General features: G+C 74.0%; 17 protein-coding genes. 2 read left to right on the top strand and 15 right to left on the bottom strand.

What is annotated here, in order from left to right:
* Window positions 1-3 precede the first annotated feature (3 nt).
* The 13 genes from IE177_RS09920 to IE177_RS09980 form a co-directional block, all read right to left on the bottom strand.
* Window positions 4-2,049, bottom strand: coding sequence for an AAA family ATPase (locus IE177_RS09920; RefSeq protein WP_373305057.1), 2,046 nt, complete (start codon window positions 2,047-2,049; stop codon window positions 4-6).
* Window positions 2,046-3,500, bottom strand: a complete 1,455-nt coding sequence (locus IE177_RS09925) for a hypothetical protein (RefSeq protein WP_190014828.1) — start codon at window positions 3,498-3,500, stop codon at window positions 2,046-2,048. The genes IE177_RS09920 and IE177_RS09925 overlap by 4 nt, the downstream gene beginning before the upstream one ends.
* Window positions 3,497-4,141 (bottom strand): 4Fe-4S single cluster domain-containing protein, encoded by a 645-nt coding sequence (locus IE177_RS09930; protein ID WP_190014829.1) that lies wholly within the window; start codon window positions 4,139-4,141, stop codon window positions 3,497-3,499. The genes IE177_RS09925 and IE177_RS09930 overlap by 4 nt, the downstream gene beginning before the upstream one ends.
* Window positions 4,138-5,190 carry a protein kinase domain-containing protein gene (locus tag IE177_RS09935; protein WP_229815972.1) on the bottom strand — a complete coding sequence of 351 codons (1,053 nt, stop codon included), beginning with the start codon at window positions 5,188-5,190 and terminating at the stop codon, window positions 4,138-4,140. The genes IE177_RS09930 and IE177_RS09935 overlap by 4 nt, the downstream gene beginning before the upstream one ends.
* Window positions 5,191-5,192: 2 nt before the next feature.
* Complete coding sequence (locus tag IE177_RS09940; protein WP_190014831.1) at window positions 5,193-5,963, bottom strand: protein phosphatase 2C domain-containing protein; 771 nt, start codon at window positions 5,961-5,963, stop codon at window positions 5,193-5,195.
* On the bottom strand, window positions 5,960-6,730 hold the full coding sequence (locus tag IE177_RS09945; protein ID WP_190014832.1) for a vWA domain-containing protein: 771 nt from the start codon (window positions 6,728-6,730) through the stop codon (window positions 5,960-5,962). The genes IE177_RS09940 and IE177_RS09945 overlap by 4 nt, the downstream gene beginning before the upstream one ends.
* Window positions 6,727-6,942: a hypothetical protein gene (locus tag IE177_RS09950; RefSeq protein ID WP_229815973.1), complete on the bottom strand. Its 216-nt coding sequence runs from the start codon at window positions 6,940-6,942 to the stop codon at window positions 6,727-6,729. The genes IE177_RS09945 and IE177_RS09950 overlap by 4 nt, the downstream gene beginning before the upstream one ends.
* Window positions 6,943-7,090: 148 nt before the next feature.
* Window positions 7,091-8,194, bottom strand: coding sequence for a macro domain-containing protein (locus tag IE177_RS09955; protein WP_190014833.1), 1,104 nt, complete (start codon window positions 8,192-8,194; stop codon window positions 7,091-7,093).
* A gap of 62 nt (window positions 8,195-8,256) precedes the next feature.
* The gene (locus tag IE177_RS09960; protein ID WP_190014834.1) at window positions 8,257-8,934 is read right to left on the bottom strand and encodes an RES family NAD+ phosphorylase; all 678 of its coding nucleotides are present in this window, start codon (window positions 8,932-8,934) and stop codon (window positions 8,257-8,259) included.
* Complete coding sequence (locus tag IE177_RS09965; RefSeq protein WP_190014835.1) at window positions 8,934-9,626, bottom strand: hypothetical protein; 693 nt, start codon at window positions 9,624-9,626, stop codon at window positions 8,934-8,936. Before IE177_RS09965 ends, IE177_RS09960 begins: the two co-directional genes overlap by 1 nt.
* Window positions 9,623-13,018 (bottom strand): CHAT domain-containing protein, encoded by a 3,396-nt coding sequence (locus IE177_RS09970; protein ID WP_229815974.1) that lies wholly within the window; start codon window positions 13,016-13,018, stop codon window positions 9,623-9,625. Before IE177_RS09970 ends, IE177_RS09965 begins: the two co-directional genes overlap by 4 nt.
* Before the next feature lie 109 nt (window positions 13,019-13,127).
* Window positions 13,128-13,805, bottom strand: coding sequence for a hypothetical protein (locus tag IE177_RS09975; RefSeq protein WP_229815975.1), 678 nt, complete (start codon window positions 13,803-13,805; stop codon window positions 13,128-13,130).
* Between the two features lie 155 nt (window positions 13,806-13,960).
* Complete coding sequence (locus IE177_RS09980) at window positions 13,961-14,383, bottom strand: secondary thiamine-phosphate synthase enzyme YjbQ (protein WP_190014836.1); 423 nt, start codon at window positions 14,381-14,383, stop codon at window positions 13,961-13,963.
* A 72-nt stretch (window positions 14,384-14,455) separates the two neighbouring features.
* On the opposite strand from IE177_RS09980, the gene IE177_RS09985 reads away from it, so the two are divergent.
* The gene (locus tag IE177_RS09985; protein ID WP_190014837.1) at window positions 14,456-15,535 is read left to right on the top strand and encodes an NAD(P)-binding domain-containing protein; all 1,080 of its coding nucleotides are present in this window, start codon (window positions 14,456-14,458) and stop codon (window positions 15,533-15,535) included.
* Window positions 15,536-15,547: 12 nt separating this feature from the next.
* Here IE177_RS09985 and mltG read toward each other — a convergent pair whose 3' ends face one another.
* Together mltG and IE177_RS09995 are read right to left on the bottom strand one after the other, a co-directional pair.
* Entirely contained in the window at window positions 15,548-16,510 is a 963-nt protein-coding gene (gene mltG, locus IE177_RS09990) for an endolytic transglycosylase MltG (RefSeq protein ID WP_190014838.1), read from the bottom strand.
* A 63-nt stretch (window positions 16,511-16,573) separates the two neighbouring features.
* Window positions 16,574-18,385, bottom strand: a complete 1,812-nt coding sequence (locus tag IE177_RS09995) for an ABC transporter ATP-binding protein (protein WP_190014839.1) — start codon at window positions 18,383-18,385, stop codon at window positions 16,574-16,576.
* 114 nt (window positions 18,386-18,499) lie between these two features.
* Here IE177_RS09995 and IE177_RS10000 point away from each other — a divergent pair, with 114 nt between their 5' ends.
* Window positions 18,500-18,949 carry a MarR family winged helix-turn-helix transcriptional regulator gene (locus IE177_RS10000; protein WP_190014840.1) on the top strand — a complete coding sequence of 150 codons (450 nt, stop codon included), beginning with the start codon at window positions 18,500-18,502 and terminating at the stop codon, window positions 18,947-18,949.
* The last annotated feature ends 54 nt before the right edge of the window (window positions 18,950-19,003 follow it).

Below are 19,003 nucleotides of genomic sequence, written 5' to 3' on the forward strand. Positions count from 1 at the left end.
TGCTCAGCCGTTCCCTTCCTCGGTTCTGACCCAGGGCGTGCCGCCGGCGTCGATACCGAGCCGCAACCGGCTGCCCGGGGTGGGGCGGTGGGCCAGGAAGTGGGCGACCACGGCCGCCCGCGGCAGCTCCAGCTCGTTGCGGATCTGCCGGCCCCCGTACGCCTGGTGCTCCGGGTCGCTCATCCGTCCGGTGATCCAGGGATGCAGGGTGTCCGTGTCGGGGACCAGCTCGACCTGGTGGCGTTCGCGGACGGACTCGGTCAGCTGGCTCAGCAGCCGATCGGCGATCTTCACGATGTGTTCGCGGCGCAGCATGTCGAAGACGACGACGCCCGGCTTGAGCCGGCCGTAGATCTCCGGCCGCCCGATCGCGCGGAACTTCTCCTCCACGGCCCGGGTGAAGTGCGCTTCGAGGACGGAGGGCGGCACTTCCTCGCCGCTTGCGGCAAGGAGGTCCTGGACCGCCTCCGCGCCCGTGTTGGAGGTGAAGATGATCAGGCACTGGGAGAAGTACGCGGTCTGGCCGCGGCCGTCGGTGAGGCGGCCGTCCTCGAGGATCTGCAGGAACTTGTCCAGGACCCGGGGGTGCGCCTTCTCGATCTCGTCGAACAGCAGGACGCTGAAAGGCCGTTCCTGGACCCGGCGGGTCAGCTCGCCTCCCTGCTCATGGCCGATGTAGCCGGGAGGCGCGCCCGCCAGCCGCTCGGCCGCGTGTTCCTGCTGGTACTCGCTCATGTCGAAGCGCGCGTACGCGCTCTGATCGCCGAACATCAACTCGGCGACGGCCTTGGCGAGTTCCGTCTTGCCGACACCTGTGGGGCCGACGAAGAAGAACGCGCCCCGGGGGCGGGCGGTGCCGGAGCCGCCGAAGTCGACGCCGACGAAGGCCGCCTGGAGGGCGGCGGCCACGGCGTCGACGGCCTTGGACTGGCCGACCACCCGGGCGCCCAGGACGCCGGCCGCGCGGGCGACGGTCTCCCGGTCCAGCTGGGTCCACGGGTCGACACTCACGTTGAGCCGGTGCAGTTCCAGCAGCTTGTCCGGTTTCCGCAGGGGCGCGTCGCGCAGCCACGATGTCCGGGCGAGGGCTTCGATGTCCCAGCCGGACATGCCGTCGGTCGCACCGACCAGGGCCTCGATGTCGTGGCGTGCGGCGTCCGGGGCTCCGTTGAAGTCACGACGGAGCCAGGTCAGCCACAGACGGCGCTCGCTCGGGTCGGGCGGGCCGATGTGCAGGGTTGCGATCCGGGGGTCCTCCAGATGGAACCAGCCGGGCAGCCGGCCGATGTCGCCCACCGCGCACAGAACGGCGTTGCGGGCGTGCGGGCGAGGGCCCGCCAGGGTCGGCCGGGGAGTCACGGCGTCCGTCATCGCGGCCCGCAGCCGTAACCAGCCCGCATTCGACTCAGGTTGGCCGGGCGGGAGTTGGTGGTCGACGTCCTCGAAGACGAAAGCAGTGGCCGCGTCGGGGGAGGCGACGAGCCGGTGCACGGTGGCGACGACGTCGGCGAAGGCACGCGGGGGGCCGGCGGCACGCGGGGAGAGCAGGCGCGACCGGTCCCGCTCTCGCTCCGTGCTGCGCCGGACACGCGAGGTGTCCTGCTGCCGGCCGTCCTGCCCGCGGCCGTCCTGCTGCCGGCCGTCCTGCCCGCGGCCGTCCTGCTGCCGGGCGTCCTGCTGCGGGGCGTCCTGCCCTCGGTCGTCGCCCGGTGCGCCCCGGCCGGCGCCGCCGTCGGCCGGACGGGGCCGGTTCGCCTCCAGCCGGGCGAAGCGCTCCGCGTGGCCCGGCAACGGGAAGGTGAGCCCGGCCACCGGGTCCCACCAGCCCACCACGTCGGCGCCGCGCACTTCCAGCACCCCGGCGACCAGCTCCCGGAAGGAGGCGGGCCGGTCCTCGAACCACCAGCGGTCCCGGATCTGCCCGTTGACGATCACCTGACGGCCGCGGCGCAGCTCCCAGCCGAGCGACACCGCCCACAGGGGCATCATTCCGTCGGCGGTGACGGGCCCCGCACCGTCCTCGCCCTTGGTGAAGCCGGCGGTGCTCACGGAGCCGTCCACCTCCAGGAGGTCTCGCGGGGCAGCGGTTCGGCACGCCGGCCCGGCGGCTTGCCGTCCCAGGTGAGCTCCCCCGGTACGAAGCCGTCGTCGCCGCCCAGCGCCTCGTGCACCCGCTCCAGCAGCGCCTCGGTGGTGTCGCACACCGCCTCGTCCCGGGGGTCGGACAGGATCACGTCCGGCTCGCCCTGCACGTGGTAGACGAGGACGGGTGCGCCGTCGTCCCCGGTGCCCACCGTGGTCTCGTACGTCGCCCCGGCCGGCCGTGTGAAGTGCAGCCGGAAACTGCCGCCCTGGTCCTCACCGCCCTCGAAGGCGAACCCCTCGCCGGTCATGGCGTCCTGAAGCGCCTCCACCAGATCGCGGCGCCGCTGGTAGGCCAGCTCCAGTTCGTCCAGCCGTCGTTCGGCGTCGGGGAGCCGGTCCTCCAGCTCGGCCACCGTCCGCAGGGCCTCGGTCGCCGTCCGCGCTGCCAGCGCCTCCGTGACGGCGCGCAGGGCGTCCCCGATCTCGTCGGCGAGGACGGGATCGCCGAGATCGGCGGCGGTGTCCCTCACCCCCTCGGCCGCCGGGCGGACCACGTCGAGCCGCTCGGCGGCCTCGGCGAGGTCCTGTTCCAGGGCTGCCCGAGCCGCCTCGGCCGCCTCCAGCTCCGCCGCCTCGGCCGCCTCCAGCTCGGCCGCCTCCGCCGCCTGCCGCTCCTGTTCAGCGAGGACCCGCCGCTCGGCGGCCTCCCTCTCCCCGGCGACCGTCGCCGCATGCCGGACGAGTGTGTGTTCGACCGTGCCGAGCAGGGCTTCGAAACGGACCTCACCGCCCGGGCCGGCCGCCGCGCGCAGCTGGTCGAGCAGGTCGGAGCAGCGCCGGTGGCCGTCCGCGTCGAGGGCGGCGCCGTCCGGGCCGGTGGCGGAGAACCGGCGCTCCAGGCCGGCCAGAACGGTGGCGGAGTCCTCCGTACGGTTCCCGGTCCCCTCCCGGTGCAGGCCCACCACCCGGCCGCGCAGCTCCTCCACCGCGTCGCCGAGCCGTTCACCGCGGGCGGCGCGCTCCCGCAGTTCGCCCAGCCGCCGTTCCAGTGACCCGATGCCGGCCCCGGCCCCGGACCGCTGGGCCTCGGCGATCAGCTCCCGCACCTCGTCCAGACCGCGCTCGTCGGCCCGGGCCTGCTCCGCCCGGGCACTCACCGTCCGGGCGTCGCGCTCGGCCGCCCGCCCGGCCTGCAACTCGGCCTCCCTGCGAGCCACTTGGGCCCGGCGCCGCTCCGCCTCGGCCCGGGCGCGCTCCCGTCGCTCGGCCGCTTGCCGCGCCAGCCGGGCCCGTTCGGCGGCCCGCCTGCGTTCCCTGGCCCGGCGCTCCTCCTCCCGGCGCCGGCGCTCCGCCGCCTCCCGCTGGGCGTACAACGCGCCGACGCGGACGCTGCTGTACTTCGGTGATCCGCTCATCGTTCCCTCCGTGCCTCGGTGTGCAGCACGAACCCCCGCGCCGCGAGCCGGTCCTCAAGCGTTCTCCGGAATCCGGCGGTCGGTGGCACGCCGGCCCAGGAGAGGGATCCGTCGGAGTCCAGCGACAGTTCGATCCCGGCGGTCGTGTCCGGCTCGGCAAGGGCCCGCAGGTAGCGGTCGGTGAGCGGGATCAGCCGCTGGTTGTCCGAACCGCGCCAGCGCAGGACGGCGTGCCGGGCCGCGAGGTACGGCCCGTCGACCAGCAGGTCGAGCCGCTCGAGCAGGGCGAGCCGGTCCGGGGTGCCGCGCCGCAGCGCCTCGTGGCGGAAGCCGGAGTACGCCATCGCGCCGAAGTCCGGGCGCCGCTCCCGTACCGCGTCGAGCAGCTCGGCCAGTGCCCCGGCCTGGCTGAACGGCTCGCCGCCGGAGAACGTGACGCCCTCGATGCCGTCCAGCCGGCACAGCCAGTCGGCGAGTCCGGCGACCGTCCGGCTGGTGCCGCCCTCGAAGGGCAGGGTCTCGGCGGCCACGCAGTCCTGGCAGCGCAGCGGGCAGCCCTGTACCCATATGACCGCGCGGGTGCCGGGGCCGAGGACCGTGCAGCGGTCCAGTGTCCGGGCGACGGAGACGTGGGTCGTCACTGCTCCTCCTGCGGATGGCCGGGGTAGCTGTCCGTTCCCTGCTCGGCCAGGTCGCACCACGGGCACCACGGCCGTTCCACGGTGTGGACGTGGCGGGGGCCGGTCGCGCACACCTTCAGCCGGCCGGGAGCCAGTTCGGCCGCGAGCGCCTGCGCCCACTCGGCCGCCGTCGGACGCCGGCGCGCGTTCGCCAGCGCCCTGCGGAACAGCTCCGTGAGCCGCCTGGGCAGCAGGTCGGCGGGGGGCACGGAGCGGGGCAGCAGCACCGACGCGGGGTCGGCGAGCCGGCAGCGGCCGTGCAGCACGTTGTCGTCGTACGACAGGTAGTCGCCGCCGTCCGCCGGGTGGCCGGCGAAGGGGTGCAGGCCGGCCATGAGGAGCTGGTGGACCAGGACGGCCAGGGCGAAGTCGTCGGACGCGGTGTCCGGTGGCGTGCCGGCGGGGGCGCCGATCCGCTCGGGTGCCGTGTAGCCCGGGGTGCGCATCCGGCCCGGGAAGGTCTCGCGGCCGTCCGTGAACTGCCAGGAGTCGACGTCCGCCATGCCGACCCGGCCGGTCTCGTCGGCCCAGAGGTTGTCGGGCGTGAGGTCGCCGACCACATAGCCCTCGGCGTGCAGGTCGCCCAGCAGCCGGGCGAGGGCCAGGGCGGCGCGCAGGGCCGTCGCCCAGGTCGCCCGGGGCAGGAAGGCGTGGCGGGCGGAGGTGGTGAGGAGGTGGGCGAACGGCTGGTAGGCGTGCCGCATGTCGGTCATCACGTAACCGTCGACGCGGTCCGCGTCGGTTCCGCCGGCCGTGCGTACCGGCACCAGCGGCCAGGCAAGCCGGACGGGTGTGCCGGAGAGGAGACCGACGGTGCGGGGTTCGCGACGCTGGCGCACCAGGCGGGCCACGCGGCGCCGGTAGGTCTCGGGGTCGGGTGGGTCAGGGACGAGTTTCGCGACCAGGGGGCGGGCGTCGTCGACGCCGTACACGAACCCTTCCGAGCCACTGCCGATCTGCTCGGTGAGCCGCCATGTGTGTCCGCTGCGGGACACCACCGTCAGTCCCACGGTCACCCCCCTTCGACGAGAGCGCACAGGACGGTCAGATCGTCACCGGTACGGGCGGCCTCCGGCCCGGCGAGCCGGCGTCGGAGGGGCTCGGCGTCCCCCTGGTTCCCGCGGAGCGTGGCGGCCAGGCCGAGGAAGAAGCGCTCCGCCGGTAAGGGACCCGCCTCCGGCGGAAGGTGGCGGACGGAGGGGTGGTCGAGTGTGAGGGCGGCGCAGCCGTCGGTGGCCAGGACCACTGCGCTGCACTCCGGTTCCCAGACGACGAAGGTGCGGACGCGTAACGCCGCGCCGGGCGAGGACAGGAAGACCGGGGAGGTGGTGGCGGGCGGTGGAAGGACCAGGTGGCAGCGGTCGTCGCGGGTCAGCAGCGTGCCGAAGCAGTCGCCCAGCGAGACGAGGGCCACCCACGGTGGGCGTACGACCGCCGCGGCGACGGTGGCCGCCAGGGGGCCGGGATCCGGCGAACCCGGTGCCCCCAAGACCCCTGCCGCCGCCCTCAGGTACTCCTCGACCACGCGCTTCCCCCGCCCGGCGGTCCACCGGGTCCACGTCTCCGGGGCATCGCCGGTGTCCGGTATGTCGTGCGCCAGCAGCCGGCAGGCCGCGTCGACCGCTATGTGGGCGCCCAGTGCGCTGCGGTCGCGGCTGCCCGCGCCGTCGGACACCGCGAGTACCGCCGTGTCGCCCAGGTCGACCGCCTTGAACGCGTCCTGGCAGTCCTGCCCGGTGGCCAGATGAGCGGTGCCCTGGACGGAGGCGCCCGCGATGATCATCGGAGGTCCCTCTCCAGTCTGTCCATGCGCGCGAGCCGGGCGGCACGGTCGTTGACCTGCTGGTGGATGAGATCCGCGTCCTGGTCCGGGCTGCTGTCGTCCGTGCTCTGGAAGAGCAGGTCGAGGATCCGGCCGAAGTCGAGGTTCTCCAGCGGGGACGTGGCCTTCGGGGCCAGCACCCGGAGCATCGGCAGGTCGGCGCCGCGCACCCCGATCACCTGGAAGACCCACTCCCCCTTCTTCTCGCCCTCGCGCACCCGCCCCGCCGTGCCCGCCAGGGCCGTCGCGTCCAGGGGGCGGCCCTGTGCGTCGCTCGGTGCGCCGTCCGTCAGGACCCACAGGAAGGGGCGCCGGACCGGTACCCGCCTGCGCTGCAGGGTGCGGTAGCGGGTGCGGGCCAGTTCGAGGGCCGTGTCCACGGCTTCCGTGAGCCGGGTGAGGCCTTCGGCGCGCAGCGTGGGCGGGTGCATGCTGTCCACCGGCACGAAGAGCCGGTCGGGGTCGGCCTGTTCGGCGTGGACCAGGCGGCCCGGACCGGGGTCGTAGACGCGTACCGCCGAGGCGAAGGTGATGAGGCAGACCTCCACCCGGGTGCGCAGCCGCTCCTGCGCGCGGACCCCGTCGAACCAGCGGGTCAGGGCCCCGTTCAGCTCGTCGATGCGCGGGTGTTCCGCGGGGCGGCCCATGGACGCGGAGGTGTCGAGGAGGAGGACGACGGGCTGCCGTTCCTCGTACCCGGCTCCGAACTCGATTCCCCGCACGCTCATCCGGCGGCCGCCGGGGGATCGTCGGCGTGGGCCACGAGCCGCTGCCGTCCGGGGTCGTGGCGCACGGTGACGGCCGTTCCCGGCGGCAGGCCGGGCGGCTCGGGGACCATGCGCAGCAGGACACCGTCGACGAGTACGTACGTATCCGGGGCGGGCCAGGTCACTGTGCGACCCGCACAGCCGTGCGCCCACTCAGCCATCCCCCTGGTCATACGGCCACGGTATGTGAAATCGACGCCAACACGCCCGCTCCTTGCGTAAATTGACACCCCGTCGGTTCAGTGACTCCGGGTGGGTGCGAGCCGCCCGGGGGGAAGGCTCCCCCGCGGCGCACCCCGTCCGGGCGGCCCGCCCCTCAAGTCAACCGGACCGGCCGGGCGCCGACCGGTCGCGCGCCGGGCGGGTCCTGGCCGCGATCCGCTCCACCGTGCGGGCCGCCTCCGGGGCCCGCACCACGAAGTGCACGTCCCAGCGCGCCCCGCGCGCCAGCTCCGCCTCGACGGCGCACCACACGGCTGCCGCGCTCGCCCGGTACGAGAGCCCGCCGCGCCCGGAACCGAGCAGCGGGAAGCAGACCGAGCGCAGCGGCGGGTTGTGCAGGTGGTGCTCCTCGGCCAGCAGCGCCAGCACGCGCGACGTGGCGCGGGTGACGTCGGCGGGCAGCACGTCGTAGTCGTTGGTGCCGGCCCGGGGCACGGCCACCGCCGCGTGGTAGATCCGCCGCACGCCGCCGGCGGCCAGCGCTCCCGATCCGGTCGCCACGACCGTGCCCGGTACCACCGGGCGCCCCGAAGTGCCGTGCCGGGCCGTCCACTTGTGCAACTCGTCGTGGACCGGGTCGTCCAGCAGGTCGCCGGTCACCCCGCGCGACGATGCGGCGCGCCGCAGCGAGGCGGAGACGGACGACTTGTACGGCTCCGGCAGCGCGAAGTACGTGTTCGCCGGGGAGACCACGACGTCCACGTCCCGCAGCAGGTCGATGGGGTGGAGGTGCACGGTGACGCGTACGGCCCGGTCGCCCGCCAGGACGTCCACGGTCCGGTGGGTGCCGCCCTCCCCGTCGCTCTCGCCCGGCTCCGCGCCGCCGCCCTCCGCCAGTTCCACGATGTGCTCGGCCACCTGCCCGAGCACCATCACCTCGTGGTGCTTGCGGAAGCGCTCCTCGCTCACCCGGTACACCTCGGCCGCACGGGCCCGGCGGGAGGACGCCGGCCAGTCCCGGGTGCCCTGGGCCAGGCCCAGCGTGTACTCGGCGGCCGTGCGCAGCGTGCCCGCGTCGAGCCGCTCCACCGCGCGGCGGAGCAGCGCCTCCACGGCGCCCTCGCGGGTGCGCGCGGTCGCCGAGCGGGACGCGGCGGCTTCCAGCGCGGGCAGTTCCCGGCCGCGCAGCCTCAGCAGTCCCACCCGCCGGACCGCCTGTAACTCCGCGAGAACCGACGCGTGGTCGAGGGACGGTGGTGCCATGCCGTCAACGATGACACCACCTGTCACAGGGGGACAAGCGGGCGGCGGGCGGGGCGCCGCGCTCAGCGGTGCAGTGGTTCCCTGATCGCCGAACGCAGGGGCTCCAGCAGTTGGTTGGCCTCCTTGATCCCGTCCGGGGAGCCGAGGTCCGGGATGCCGCGGTAGGGCAGTGCCTCCAGCGGTCCGTCCGCGTGCCCGGCCAGGCGGTCCCCGAAGAGCACCAGGACCCGCCGGGACGGGTTGCGTTTCGATCCCCAGATCATCCCCATGGCCTGCGGTGCCTGCGCCCGGATCTCCCGCGCCCAGCGCCGCGTGCCCCGGTAGTGCTCCTCCCCCTCGCTCTCCAGCAGGTCGTGGTCCTGGCAGACGGCGGCCAGGGCCGCTCCGGTGCACAGCGAGACCAGCCTCAGCTCGCACCGGGTCCGCACCACGCTCAGCGACTTGCCCCGCACCTGGGCCCAGAGGACCAGTCGCATGCTGGTCCGCGGGTCGTAGGGGACCGACCGCAGCAGGGTCTCGGCGAGAGCGGTCTCCGGGTCGGTCGCCGCGTACAGACACGAGTACGGGTCCTCCGCCGTGCCGTGGAAGCGGCCGGGCGCGCGGTCGTCCGGAGCGAACGGCCTGAACTCCCCGGCCGCGAACCGGGACGAGTGCATCCGCCACAGCTGGGTGCCGGCCGGCAGCACCTCCCAGTGCGGCCGGAAGCGGTACACGGAGGGTGACACGGTTTCCTCGCGCATCAGTCGCCCTCCACCAACGCGATCGCCGCGCCCACCAGTTCGCTGTCCGGCCGGACGCCGAGGAGGGCGGCGGGCGGTCCGCCGCCCAGCCATGTGTTGCCGCTCAGCCACCAGTCGGCGGCCCCCCACGGGTCCGCGTCGGCGAGCAGCACCCGGTTGACCTCCAGGACGACTTCGTACGGTGCCCCGCCTCCGGGCCTGAACTGGAACTCCGGGTACCGGTCGCCGAGGTCCGGGTCGGCGAACCGGATCAGCTCGGGCGGTGGTGCCGCACCGCGGTACCGGGAGTGGACCTCGGTGGTCGAGAGGGTCGGCGCGTGGAGCAGCCGGAGCTCGACGGCGGCGATGACGGCCGCGGTGTCCGGGGACGGGGGCGGATCGGCGGCGAGCCGGGCCAGCAGGTCCCGGGTGCTCAGGACCACCGGCCGGCCGGCCGTCGCCGTACCGGCGAGCCGGACGGAGTCCAGCGCCTCCCGGACCGGATGGTCGAACGGCAGCGCCACCAGGCAGAGCCGCACCGCCTGGAACGCCCGCCGTACGGCCCTGGAGTCGTCCGGCGGGGTCCCGGCGAGCGCGCGCAGCCGGGTGAGCAGCGACTGGTACTGCTCGCCGGTCAGCTGGGCGCGGATGCTGTCGAGGTGTTCCTCGATGAGGCCGAGCACCCTCGGCCCGTTGTCCTCACCCGGGGTCATACGGTCTTCCTTCCCGGGCCGGGATGGCCCTGATGGATGAAAGCGGCCCAGACGGAGGGCCGTTGGAGGTCGGGGCGGCGGATGTCCGGTCGCAGCGCGTCGCTCAGGCTGCCCGGATCCTTCCGGTCCGGGTCGAGCATCCACAGCTGCGCGGCCCGCAGTGCGTCGACGGGACTGAGCCCGGCCCGCAGATGATGGTGGAAGACCGCCATCAGCAGCGTGGACGCGCCGTCCTGGGCGGTCCACCGCGACCCCACGACATCTCGTGCGCCGCCCGAGACGAAGGCCGTGGTCAGGGTGAGGGCCTCGTCGTGGTCGCGGGTGCTCAGATCCGTCTCGCAGGCGCTCAGGACGATCAGCGGGCCGTCCTCCTGTCCGGCGGGCTGCGGCCGGTCGAGGAGCTGGGTCACGGTCAGCCGGCCGGCTTCCTCACCGCCGTCGGGGCCGGCGAGGTGCAGGGCCGACTCCGTCGGCCGTATCCCCGCCTTGCCGTGCGTGGTCAGATGGACCATCGAGTGGTCCTGGGCGAGCAGGGAAAGCAGCTGGCCGGGTGTGCCGGCCGGCACCGATCCGGGCGGCAGGCTGCCGAAGTCCCCGTACAGCCGCGCCCCCGGATAGAAGGCGTTGCGCAGCTCCAGGACCTCCAGCTCGGCATACGTCAGCGACAGGCTCGGGTCGGCCACCAGCGCCGGGGCCGAGACCGGATCGCGGGGCGCGCGTCCCACCGTGCGCAGGAACTGGCTGCCGGAGGCCGCATAGCTGATCACCAGGGCCTGGCAGAGGTAGTCGTACGGGGCGTCCGCCGGGAACCGGGCCGCGTGCCAGGGGACGATGCCCAGGCGGCCGCAGGGGACCAGGACGACCCGGGGCGTGCGGCGGTCGGCCGCGTCGCCCGGGAGATGTGCCTCCAGCCCGGCGAGGACGTGCGCGAACACCTCGTAGGCCCAGTCGCAGAGCCCGGACAGGGCCTCCTCCCAGGCCCCTTCCGCCGGCACGTCACCGCTGTCCTCGTCCGTGGAGGGGGCGACCGCGTCCAGGTACCGCTCCAGGGGGCCGCTGTCCTCCTCGGAGAGCATGGGCAGCGCGCCCACGCCGATGCCGATCTCGGGACCCACGGCCAACACCATGCCCGGGGCCTCGCCGTCGGTGCCGGGGACCAGGTAGATCAGCGCGTCCGCGCCGGCCTCGGCCACGCCGTCCGCCAGTTCGCGCAGGGTGGGGGTGCCGAGCAGGCCTCCCCGCTCCCGGTAGCCGAGCACCTCCAGGGCCTGCCGGCGCAGTGTGCTGGGAAGCTCGGCGGGCAGCTCGGTGCTGTCGGCGGCGCCGGACTCCCGCCAGGCGGCGGCGAGGTCGGGACGGCCGCGTTCCTCCAGCAGGTCCGGTACGGCCCGGGAGGTGGCCGCCGCCTGCAGCACCAGGGCCCGGCCCAGTTCCAGGGCGGCGACCGCGTCGTCCACCCTCTCGTGCGCGGCGGCCCACAGGGCGGCCCGTGCGCCGAGGTGGGCGCCGTTGCGGGCCGTCGTCAGGCGGTGTTCGGCGCCGTGCTGCAGCAGGACGTCGGCGGCGAGCGCGGACAGGGCCTCATTCGCCGCGGCGGTGGCGGCCTCCACGTCGGACTCGCTCCGTTCCCGGTGCCAGCGGGCACGGTAGGCCTCGGCGAGCGACCACAGGGACTCGGCGGCGACACGCGGGGCCCGGCCCTGCCGGACGTGCTCGCGGAGCCGTTCCAGCGTCGTGATCAAGGCCGCCAGGTCCGCCGGGTCGCGGGTGACGCTGTAACGCAGCCCGAGGCGGTTCCCGGCCGAGTACAGCTGCTCGGCGGTGGCGTCCGGCGGCGGCACCTCCCGGTCCGGAAGGTGCGTCGTGTCGTCGGTGACGCAGGAACGCAGGGCCGCGAGGTCCGGGACCAGGTCCGCCATCTGCTCCTCCCCGAACGGGAGACCGCTGCTCCCCGCGGCGGCCCTCGCGTCGTCGAAGTCCGCGAGGCCGCTCAGGATCAGCTCCCGCTCCATGGTGAGCCAGCCGAGCGTGAGGCGGGCCATGGCGCGTGCGACGAGGAGCACGGCACGCAGGTCGTGGTCCCCGGGGACCGAGTCGGCCAGGGCCTCGGTCCGGGGCACCAGGTCGTCGCGGAGCCGCTTCACGTCCCTGGCCTGCCCCGCCGCACGGATGCCGATCACCAGGCCCATCATGTCCGCCGCGGTCGCGAAGCTGTCGGCCATCGGGATCGAGCTCTGCGACCTGCGCCGTAAGTAGTCGGTGATCGTGTCTGCGTGCGCGAGCCCCAGCGCCGTGTCCTGAAGGGTGCCGCCCGCGCCCTCGCTCGTGTTCAGGAGCAGGGCCATCAGCCCTTCCAGGCCGTCCCTGCCCGGCATGCCGTCCGGCAGCCCGTCCAGCGCGGCGCGCAGCCGTCCGAGCTGCTGGTTGAGGGCAGCGGGGTCGCCGCCGCCGACGTTGTCCAGGAAGTCGAAGGACGTGGTGTTGGCGGCCTGCATCGCGGCGGCGAGCCGGCGGAATTCGTCAGGAGTGCGGGGCACGAACGGGGCGTCGGCGCCGACGGGGTCCGCGTCGACGGGGTCCGGGGCGCCGGCCTTGCCGGAAGGGTCCGGGGCGGCACGTGTGCCGCTCTCGTCCGGGGCCGGGCGTGCGCCGCTCTCGTCCGGGCCGGCACCGGGCACCGGGCCCGAGCCGCTGTCCGGGCCCGCGCGACCGGTCATCGGCGCCAGCCAGCCCGCCACCATCTGCCGCAGCTGATCGGCGCCCGGCTGGCCGTCGGGGATGAGGCTCGTGAACAGGTCGGCCACCCCGTCGAGCGAGGGATGGGCATGAAGGTCGCGCACCTGCCTCAGCTGACTCAGCGTCTCCGGCGGCAGCGGGAGCTCGGCCGCATCGGTCACCAGCTCCTGCATCTCGGCAGCGAGGGCGGCCATCCCTTCCGCCCCCCTCTGCATGATCATGTCGAACATGGCGGTCGCGTCCGGCTCCGGCGGGAGCCCGCCCAGCATCTCCTGCAGCGGCATCGCGTGCGTCAGCAGGAACAGTGCGGCCCACCGCCGGTCCTCGGGTCCGGCCGCGGATCCGGTCCTCGTCGCCGGGTCCCGTACGTCCCGCAGCAGACCGTGCGCCCGCTTCTGGTCCCCGGGCGTCCCGCCCCCGGCGACATGCCGCAGGGTGAGGGCGGCGCCGAGCCACAGGGTCACCGAGCTGCGCAACTGCGGATCGTGGTCCAACAGGCGTGACAGCTCCTCGAGTTCGGTGACGGAGTCGTCGTGGGCGCGGGTGGGTCTGACGACGGTGCCCGGGGCCGGCAGCAGTGCCTTCGCCCGCCCGATCGCCATGCCGGCCCACGCCCGCACCGCCTGGACGCCACCGGTTTCCTCTTCGTCCCCCACCTGTACTCCTCACGCGTCCCGAGGACAGCTGCCGTCCGCCGTGCTCCATGATGACGAGATGTCCGGCACGACGATGCCCGAACGCCCGGCTTGTCCGGCCGGTGCCCGGTCAGCACCCGGAACTCGCCCGGGATGCGCCCGGATCGGCGCGGGATCGGTGCGGGTCGGCGCGGGGCGGGTCGGCGCGCGGCGAATCGGTGCGGGGCGGATCCGGACGGGACGGCCCCAGACGGGGCGGAGCCGTATGGGCCACTACGGACGCCTCCGAGGCTCCGAGGTCCGCCCGCATGCCGCGCCGCAGTTCCCGGAGCCGTTCCCACAGCACGTCGATCTCCCCCTGGGCTGCGTCGAGCGAGTCGCCAGGGCGGGGGGCTCCGTCGTCCAGGCGCCGGAGCCGTCCGTAGACGGTGCCGAGGGCGTGGGCGACCTCGCCGGCCAGGGCGAGCACGGGGTCGGGCAGCCGCATCTGCGCCTCCGCGTACACGTCCCGGTGCAGGTCCCGGGCCTCGGTGAGGCGTCGCCGCTCCGCGCGCGGATCCTCCGCGCGGATCAGGGCGTGCGACAGGTCCGTGAGGGCCGCGAGGTACTGCCGCGAGGCGGTGTTGAGAGCGACGTAACAGGTCCGCCGCTCCTCGGTTTCCCGCGCCCTGGCCCGGGCGCGCTCGGCCCGCTCCTGCTCACGCCGCCGGCTGCGCTCGGCCGCGCGCTGGGTGAGCAGGGCCGACAGCAGGGTCCCCACCACCCCGACGACCGCCACGATCGGCGCACCCGCGCCAGTGACGTCCATCGCCCTCACCCCCGTGTCGCCGTGTCGCCGCACACCTCCAGCGAAACGGTGCCGTGCCCCCGCGGGGAACCCCACGACCGAGGATGGCCCGGCCTTCGCCCGGACCGCGCCCGCGAGGTTCGGAGATGCGAACGGAGAGACCCGGAAGGTTCCGTTCAGCCGAGGAAGCTCAGCCGTACGCGGCGGTCGGCATTGTCCTTGTTGGTGTCCACCAGGCACACGGACTGCCACGTGCCCAGTTCCAGGCGTCCGCCGATCACGGGGAGGGTCGCGTGCGGCGGGACGATGGCCGGCAGGACGTGGTCGCGGCCGTGGCCGGGGCTGCCGTGGCGATGCTGCCAGCGGTCGTCGGCCGGGAGCAGGGTGTGCAGGGCGGCGAGGAGGTCGTCGTCGCTGCCGGCGCCCGTCTCGATGACCGCGATGCCGGCGGTGGCGTGCGGGACGAAGATGTTGAGCAGGCCGTCGCGGCCGGCCGCCGCCTCGCGCAGGAAGTCCTCGCAGTCCTCGGTGAGGTCGACGACGCGCTCCCGGGAGCCGGTGGAGACGTTCAGCATTCGGGTGGTGAAGGCATCTGACATGCCCCCATCCTGGCCCATGGGCCACGGCCGCGCTGCGGGAAGATCCCCGCGTGGCTCCCTGTTGGAAGGGGCGTGAACGCAACGCGCGAGGTCGAGGTCGTCGTCATCGGCGCCGGTCAGGCGGGCCTGGCCGGCGCCTATCACCTGCGGCGCACCGGTTTCGAGCCGGACCGTGACTTCGTCGTGCTGGACCGGTCCCCGGCGCCCGGCGGGGCCTGGCAGTTCCGGTGGCGCTCACTGACGTACGGCAGGGTGCACGGCATGCACGCGCTGCCCGGTATGGAACTGACGGACGCCGACCCGGCGCGGCCGTCGGCCGAGGTGATCGGCGCGTACTTCGATCGGTACGAGCGCGCCTTCGGCCTGCGGGTGCGGCGCCCCGTGGAGGTGCGGGCGGTGCGGGCCGGTGAGGACGGGCGGCTGCTCGTGGAGACCCCGGACGGAGTCTGGTCGGCGCGGGCGCTGATCAACGCGACCGGCACCTGGGACCGGCCCTTCTGGCCGCGCCTGGCGGGCCAGGAGACGTTCCGCGGACGGCAGTTGCACACCGTCCGGTACGCCGGGCCCGAGGAGTTCGCCGGGCTGCGGGTGGTGGTCGTGGGCGGTGGCGCCTCGGGCACCCAGCACCTGCTGGAGCTCGCCCCGTACGCTGCCGCGACCACCTGGGTGACCCGGCGGCCTCCGGTGTTCCGCGAGGGACCGTTCGACCAGGAGGCGGGCCGTGCCGCGGTCGCGCTGGTGGAGGAGCGGGTACGCCGGGGTCTGCCGCCGCGCAGTGTGGTCTCGGTCACCGGGCTTCCCCTCGACGGCGCCGTGCGGCAGGGCCTGGCGGACGGGGTCCTGGACCGGCGGCCGATGTTCGACCGGATCACGCCGGACGGCGTGGAGTGGGACGACGGCCGGTGCGTCGACGCCGACGTGATCCTGTGGGCGACCGGTTTCCGGGCCGCACTGGGCCACCTCGCTCCGCTGCGGCTGCGCGAGCCGGGCGGCGGCATCCGTGTCCAGGGCACTCGTGCGGTGGCCGATCCGCGGGTGCACCTCGTCGGCTACGGCCCCTCGGCCAGCACCATCGGCGCGAACCGGGCCGGGCGGGCGGCCGTCCGGGACATCGGGCGGCTGCTGGCCGGGGAACAGCCGGCCGCCGCGTGACGTCCCGCAAGCTCAGCGGACCGACGGCTGCGGGGAGGCCGGGGGCTGCCAGGGGGAGGCCGGCTGTTGCTGCGGGGTGGCAGGAGGCTGCTGTGGGACGGCCGGGGACTGCTGCGGGCTCGGGGTCCGCTGCGCCGCGCCCTGGTGGAGTGCGGTGAACTCGGCCACGTTGCGCATGTGCGTCGCGTAGTCGGCGGTGAAACGGGTGTCGCCCGGCTTGACCGTGACGAAGTACAGCCAGTCGCCCGCCGGCGGGTTGAGCGCGGCGCGCATGGCCTCCGCGCCCGGGTTGCCGATCGGCGTCGGCGGCAGGCCCATGCGCTGGTAGGAGTTGTACGGGCTGTCGATGCGGGTGACGTCCTCGCTGGTCAGGGAGGTGCGGTTCAGCGCGTAGTTGAGGGTCGAGTCCATCTGCAGCGGCATCCCGCGCTGCAGCCGGTTGAGGATGACCCGGGCGACCTTGCCCATGTCGGCCTTCGCCGAGGTCTCGGCCTGGATGATGCTGGCGATGGTGACGGCCTGGTGGAGATTCATCGCGTCGTGCTGCGCTCCGGCCGCGACCGGCGCCGCGTTGAACTTCTTGTCGGCGGCGTCGACCATCGTCCGCAGCAGGGACTGGGGCGTCGTCCCCTTCGGCAGCGGATACGTCGCCGGGAAGAGATAGCCCTCGGGGTTGCCCTCGGCCTCGCCCGGCAGTTTCAGACCGGCCTTGCCGATGGACTTGCGGGTGCTGCCCGGGGGCAGTTTCAGGGCCTTGTCGATCGCGTCGTACACCTGGCTCGCCCGCCATCCCTCCGGGACGACCAGCGCGGCGGGCTTGGGCTCCTGGTGGTGACGGGGGTGGCCACCTTTGCCCAGCGTCAGCAGCGGCACCGCCACGGCGGTGCCGGCGACGACGGCGCCGGCCACGACGAGGGCGAGTCTCCCCCGGCGTGTCAGTCGGATCGTGCTCCGTGGCGGAGTGTTCGTCTGCATGCGGGCACGTTAATACGCATATCCGCTCAAACCCGGCATATGTTCAGTTTGTCTGTCGCTGCGTCAGCTCGCCGGTTCCAGTTGAGCGTCCCTGCGCACCAGGGCCGCGTACCGCCCGTCCCGCTCCAGCAGCTCCTCGTGCGTGCCGCGTTCGGCGACCCTCCCGGAGTCCAGCACCACGATCTGGTCGGCACCGCGGACGGTGGACAGGCGGTGGGCGATGGTCACTGTCGTACGGTCGGCCGACAGCGCGTCGATGGCCTTCTGGACGGCCGCTTCCGTGCGGGTGTCGAGCGCGCTGGTCGCCTCGTCGAGGATCAGGACCGGCGGGTCGCGCAGAATGGTGCGGGCTATGGCGAGGCGCTGCTTCTCGCCCCCGGAGAAGCGGTGGCCGCGCTCGCCGACGACCGTGTCGTAGCCGTCGGGCAGTGCGGCGATGTGGTCGTGGATCTGCGCGGCCCGCGCTGCCGCGCGCAGTTCCTCGTCGGTGGCGTCCGGCTTGGCGAAACGGAGGTTGTCGGCCACGGAGGCGTGGAAGAGGTACGTCTCCTGCGAGACGACGCCGACCGCGCGGGCGAGGGTGTCGAAGTCGAGGTCGCGGACGTCGACACCGTCCAGGGTGACCCGGCCGCCGGTCACGTCGTACAGGCGGGGCACCAGACAGCCGAGCGTGGACTTGCCGGCGCCGGTCGGGCCGACGACGGCGAGGCTGCCCCCCGCGGGGACGGCGACGTCGATGCCGTCGAGGACCGGGCGGACCGAGGCGTCGCCCGCATCGTAGCGGAACTCGACGTTCTCGAAGCGGAGTTCGCCCTTCACCCGGTCGAGCCGGACGGGGTCCGCGCGTTCGGTGATGTCGACGGGCAGGTCCAGGTACTCGAAGATGCGCTGGAAGAGCGCGAGCGAGGTCTGGATCTGGACGCCCGTCGCGAGCAGGCTGACGGCCGGGCGGAACAGGCCCTGCTGGAGCGAGACGAAGGCGACGATGGTGCCGAGGGAGACCTCGGGTCCGCCGAGCTGAAGGGCCAGGCCCGCGGTCCAGTAGATGACGGCGGGCATCGCGGCCATCACGATCGTGATCACGGCCATGCGCCAGCGCCCGGCCATGTTCGCCCTGACCTCCAGGTCGACCAGGCGCTCGGACTCCTCGGCGAAGGACGCGGTGAGCGAGTCGGAGCGGCCCATGGTGCGGCCGAGCAGGATGCCGCTGACGGAGAGCGACTCGGTGACGGTGGCGGCCATCGCCGCCATCTGCTTCTGCCGCTGCGTGGTGATCTTCTTGCGTTCGTTGCCGACGCGGCGGCTGATCCACACGAACACCGGCAGCAGGAGCAGCGAGACGACGGTGAGCCGCCAGTCGAGGGCGACCATCGCGACGATCGTGGCGATCACACTGGTGGCGTTGGACACCAGGGAGGTGGCGGTGGAGGTGACGGTGGCCTGCATCCCGCCGATGTCGTTGGCGATGCGGGACTGCACCTCGCCGGTGCGGGTGCGGGTGAAGAAGGCGAGCGACATGCGCTGGAGGCGGCCGTAGACGGCGGTGCGCAGGTCGTGCATGACGCGCTGGCCGACGGTGGTCGAGATCAGCGTCTGCAGCACGCCGAAGACGCCGGCCAGGACGGCACTGAGGATCATGCCCAGGGCGAGCAGGCTCAGCAGGCCGGTACGCCCCTGGGGGAGCGCGACGTCGAGCGTCTCCCTGAGCAGGAACGGTGTGGCCACCGAGACGAGCGAGGAGGCGCCGACCAGCAGGCCGACGATCGCGAGCCGCCCGCGGTAGGGGCGGAAGAGTCTCAGGATGCGGCGCACCTGCCGGGGCTGTTCCGCGGCACCGGCGGGCGGGGTCCAGGAGGGTTCTCGGTCGGGGTGCATGGGCTCCTACGGGGGTGAACGGGCGCCGGCCGACGGAGGCCGGCGATGACGCGACGGATCGTAGCTCATTGTTACCTATACTCACAATGAACGGCATCCTGATATTGTTCCCGCATGACCACCCCGGATTCCGACAGCCTGCTCGCCGAGCAGCTGCTGCGGCTGACCCGCCGGGTGCACCGCATCCAGAAGCGCCATCTGGAGCGGCGCGAACTGGGCGTCACCCCGGCCCAGTCCCGGCTGCTGCGCACGCTCGCGCACTACGGCTCGCCCCCTCGCATGGCCGACCTCGCCGAACGCCTCGAAGTGGTGCCGCGTGCGGTGACGACGCTGGTCGACGGGCTGGAAGCGAACGGGAAGGTCCGGCGGACGCCCGATCCGGCGAACCGGCGCGTGACCCGGATCGAGCTGACGGACGACGGGCGCGCCACCCTGCGCGAGCTGCGCGGCGCACGCCGCTCGGCCGCCGAGGAGATACTCGCGCCGCTGACCGAGAAGGAGCGCCAGGTGCTCGGCGTGCTGCTGGACACACTGATCGACGGGGACACCGCCAAGCCCTGCTGACAGCGGTGCGGCCCCGGTCCCGGCAGGGCGGGAGCGGGGCCGCACACGCCGGAC

Origin of the sequence: Streptomyces lucensis JCM 4490 (genome assembly GCF_014650035.1) — a bacterium.
Taxonomy (GTDB): Bacteria; Actinomycetota; Actinomycetes; order Streptomycetales; family Streptomycetaceae; genus Streptomyces; species Streptomyces lucensis.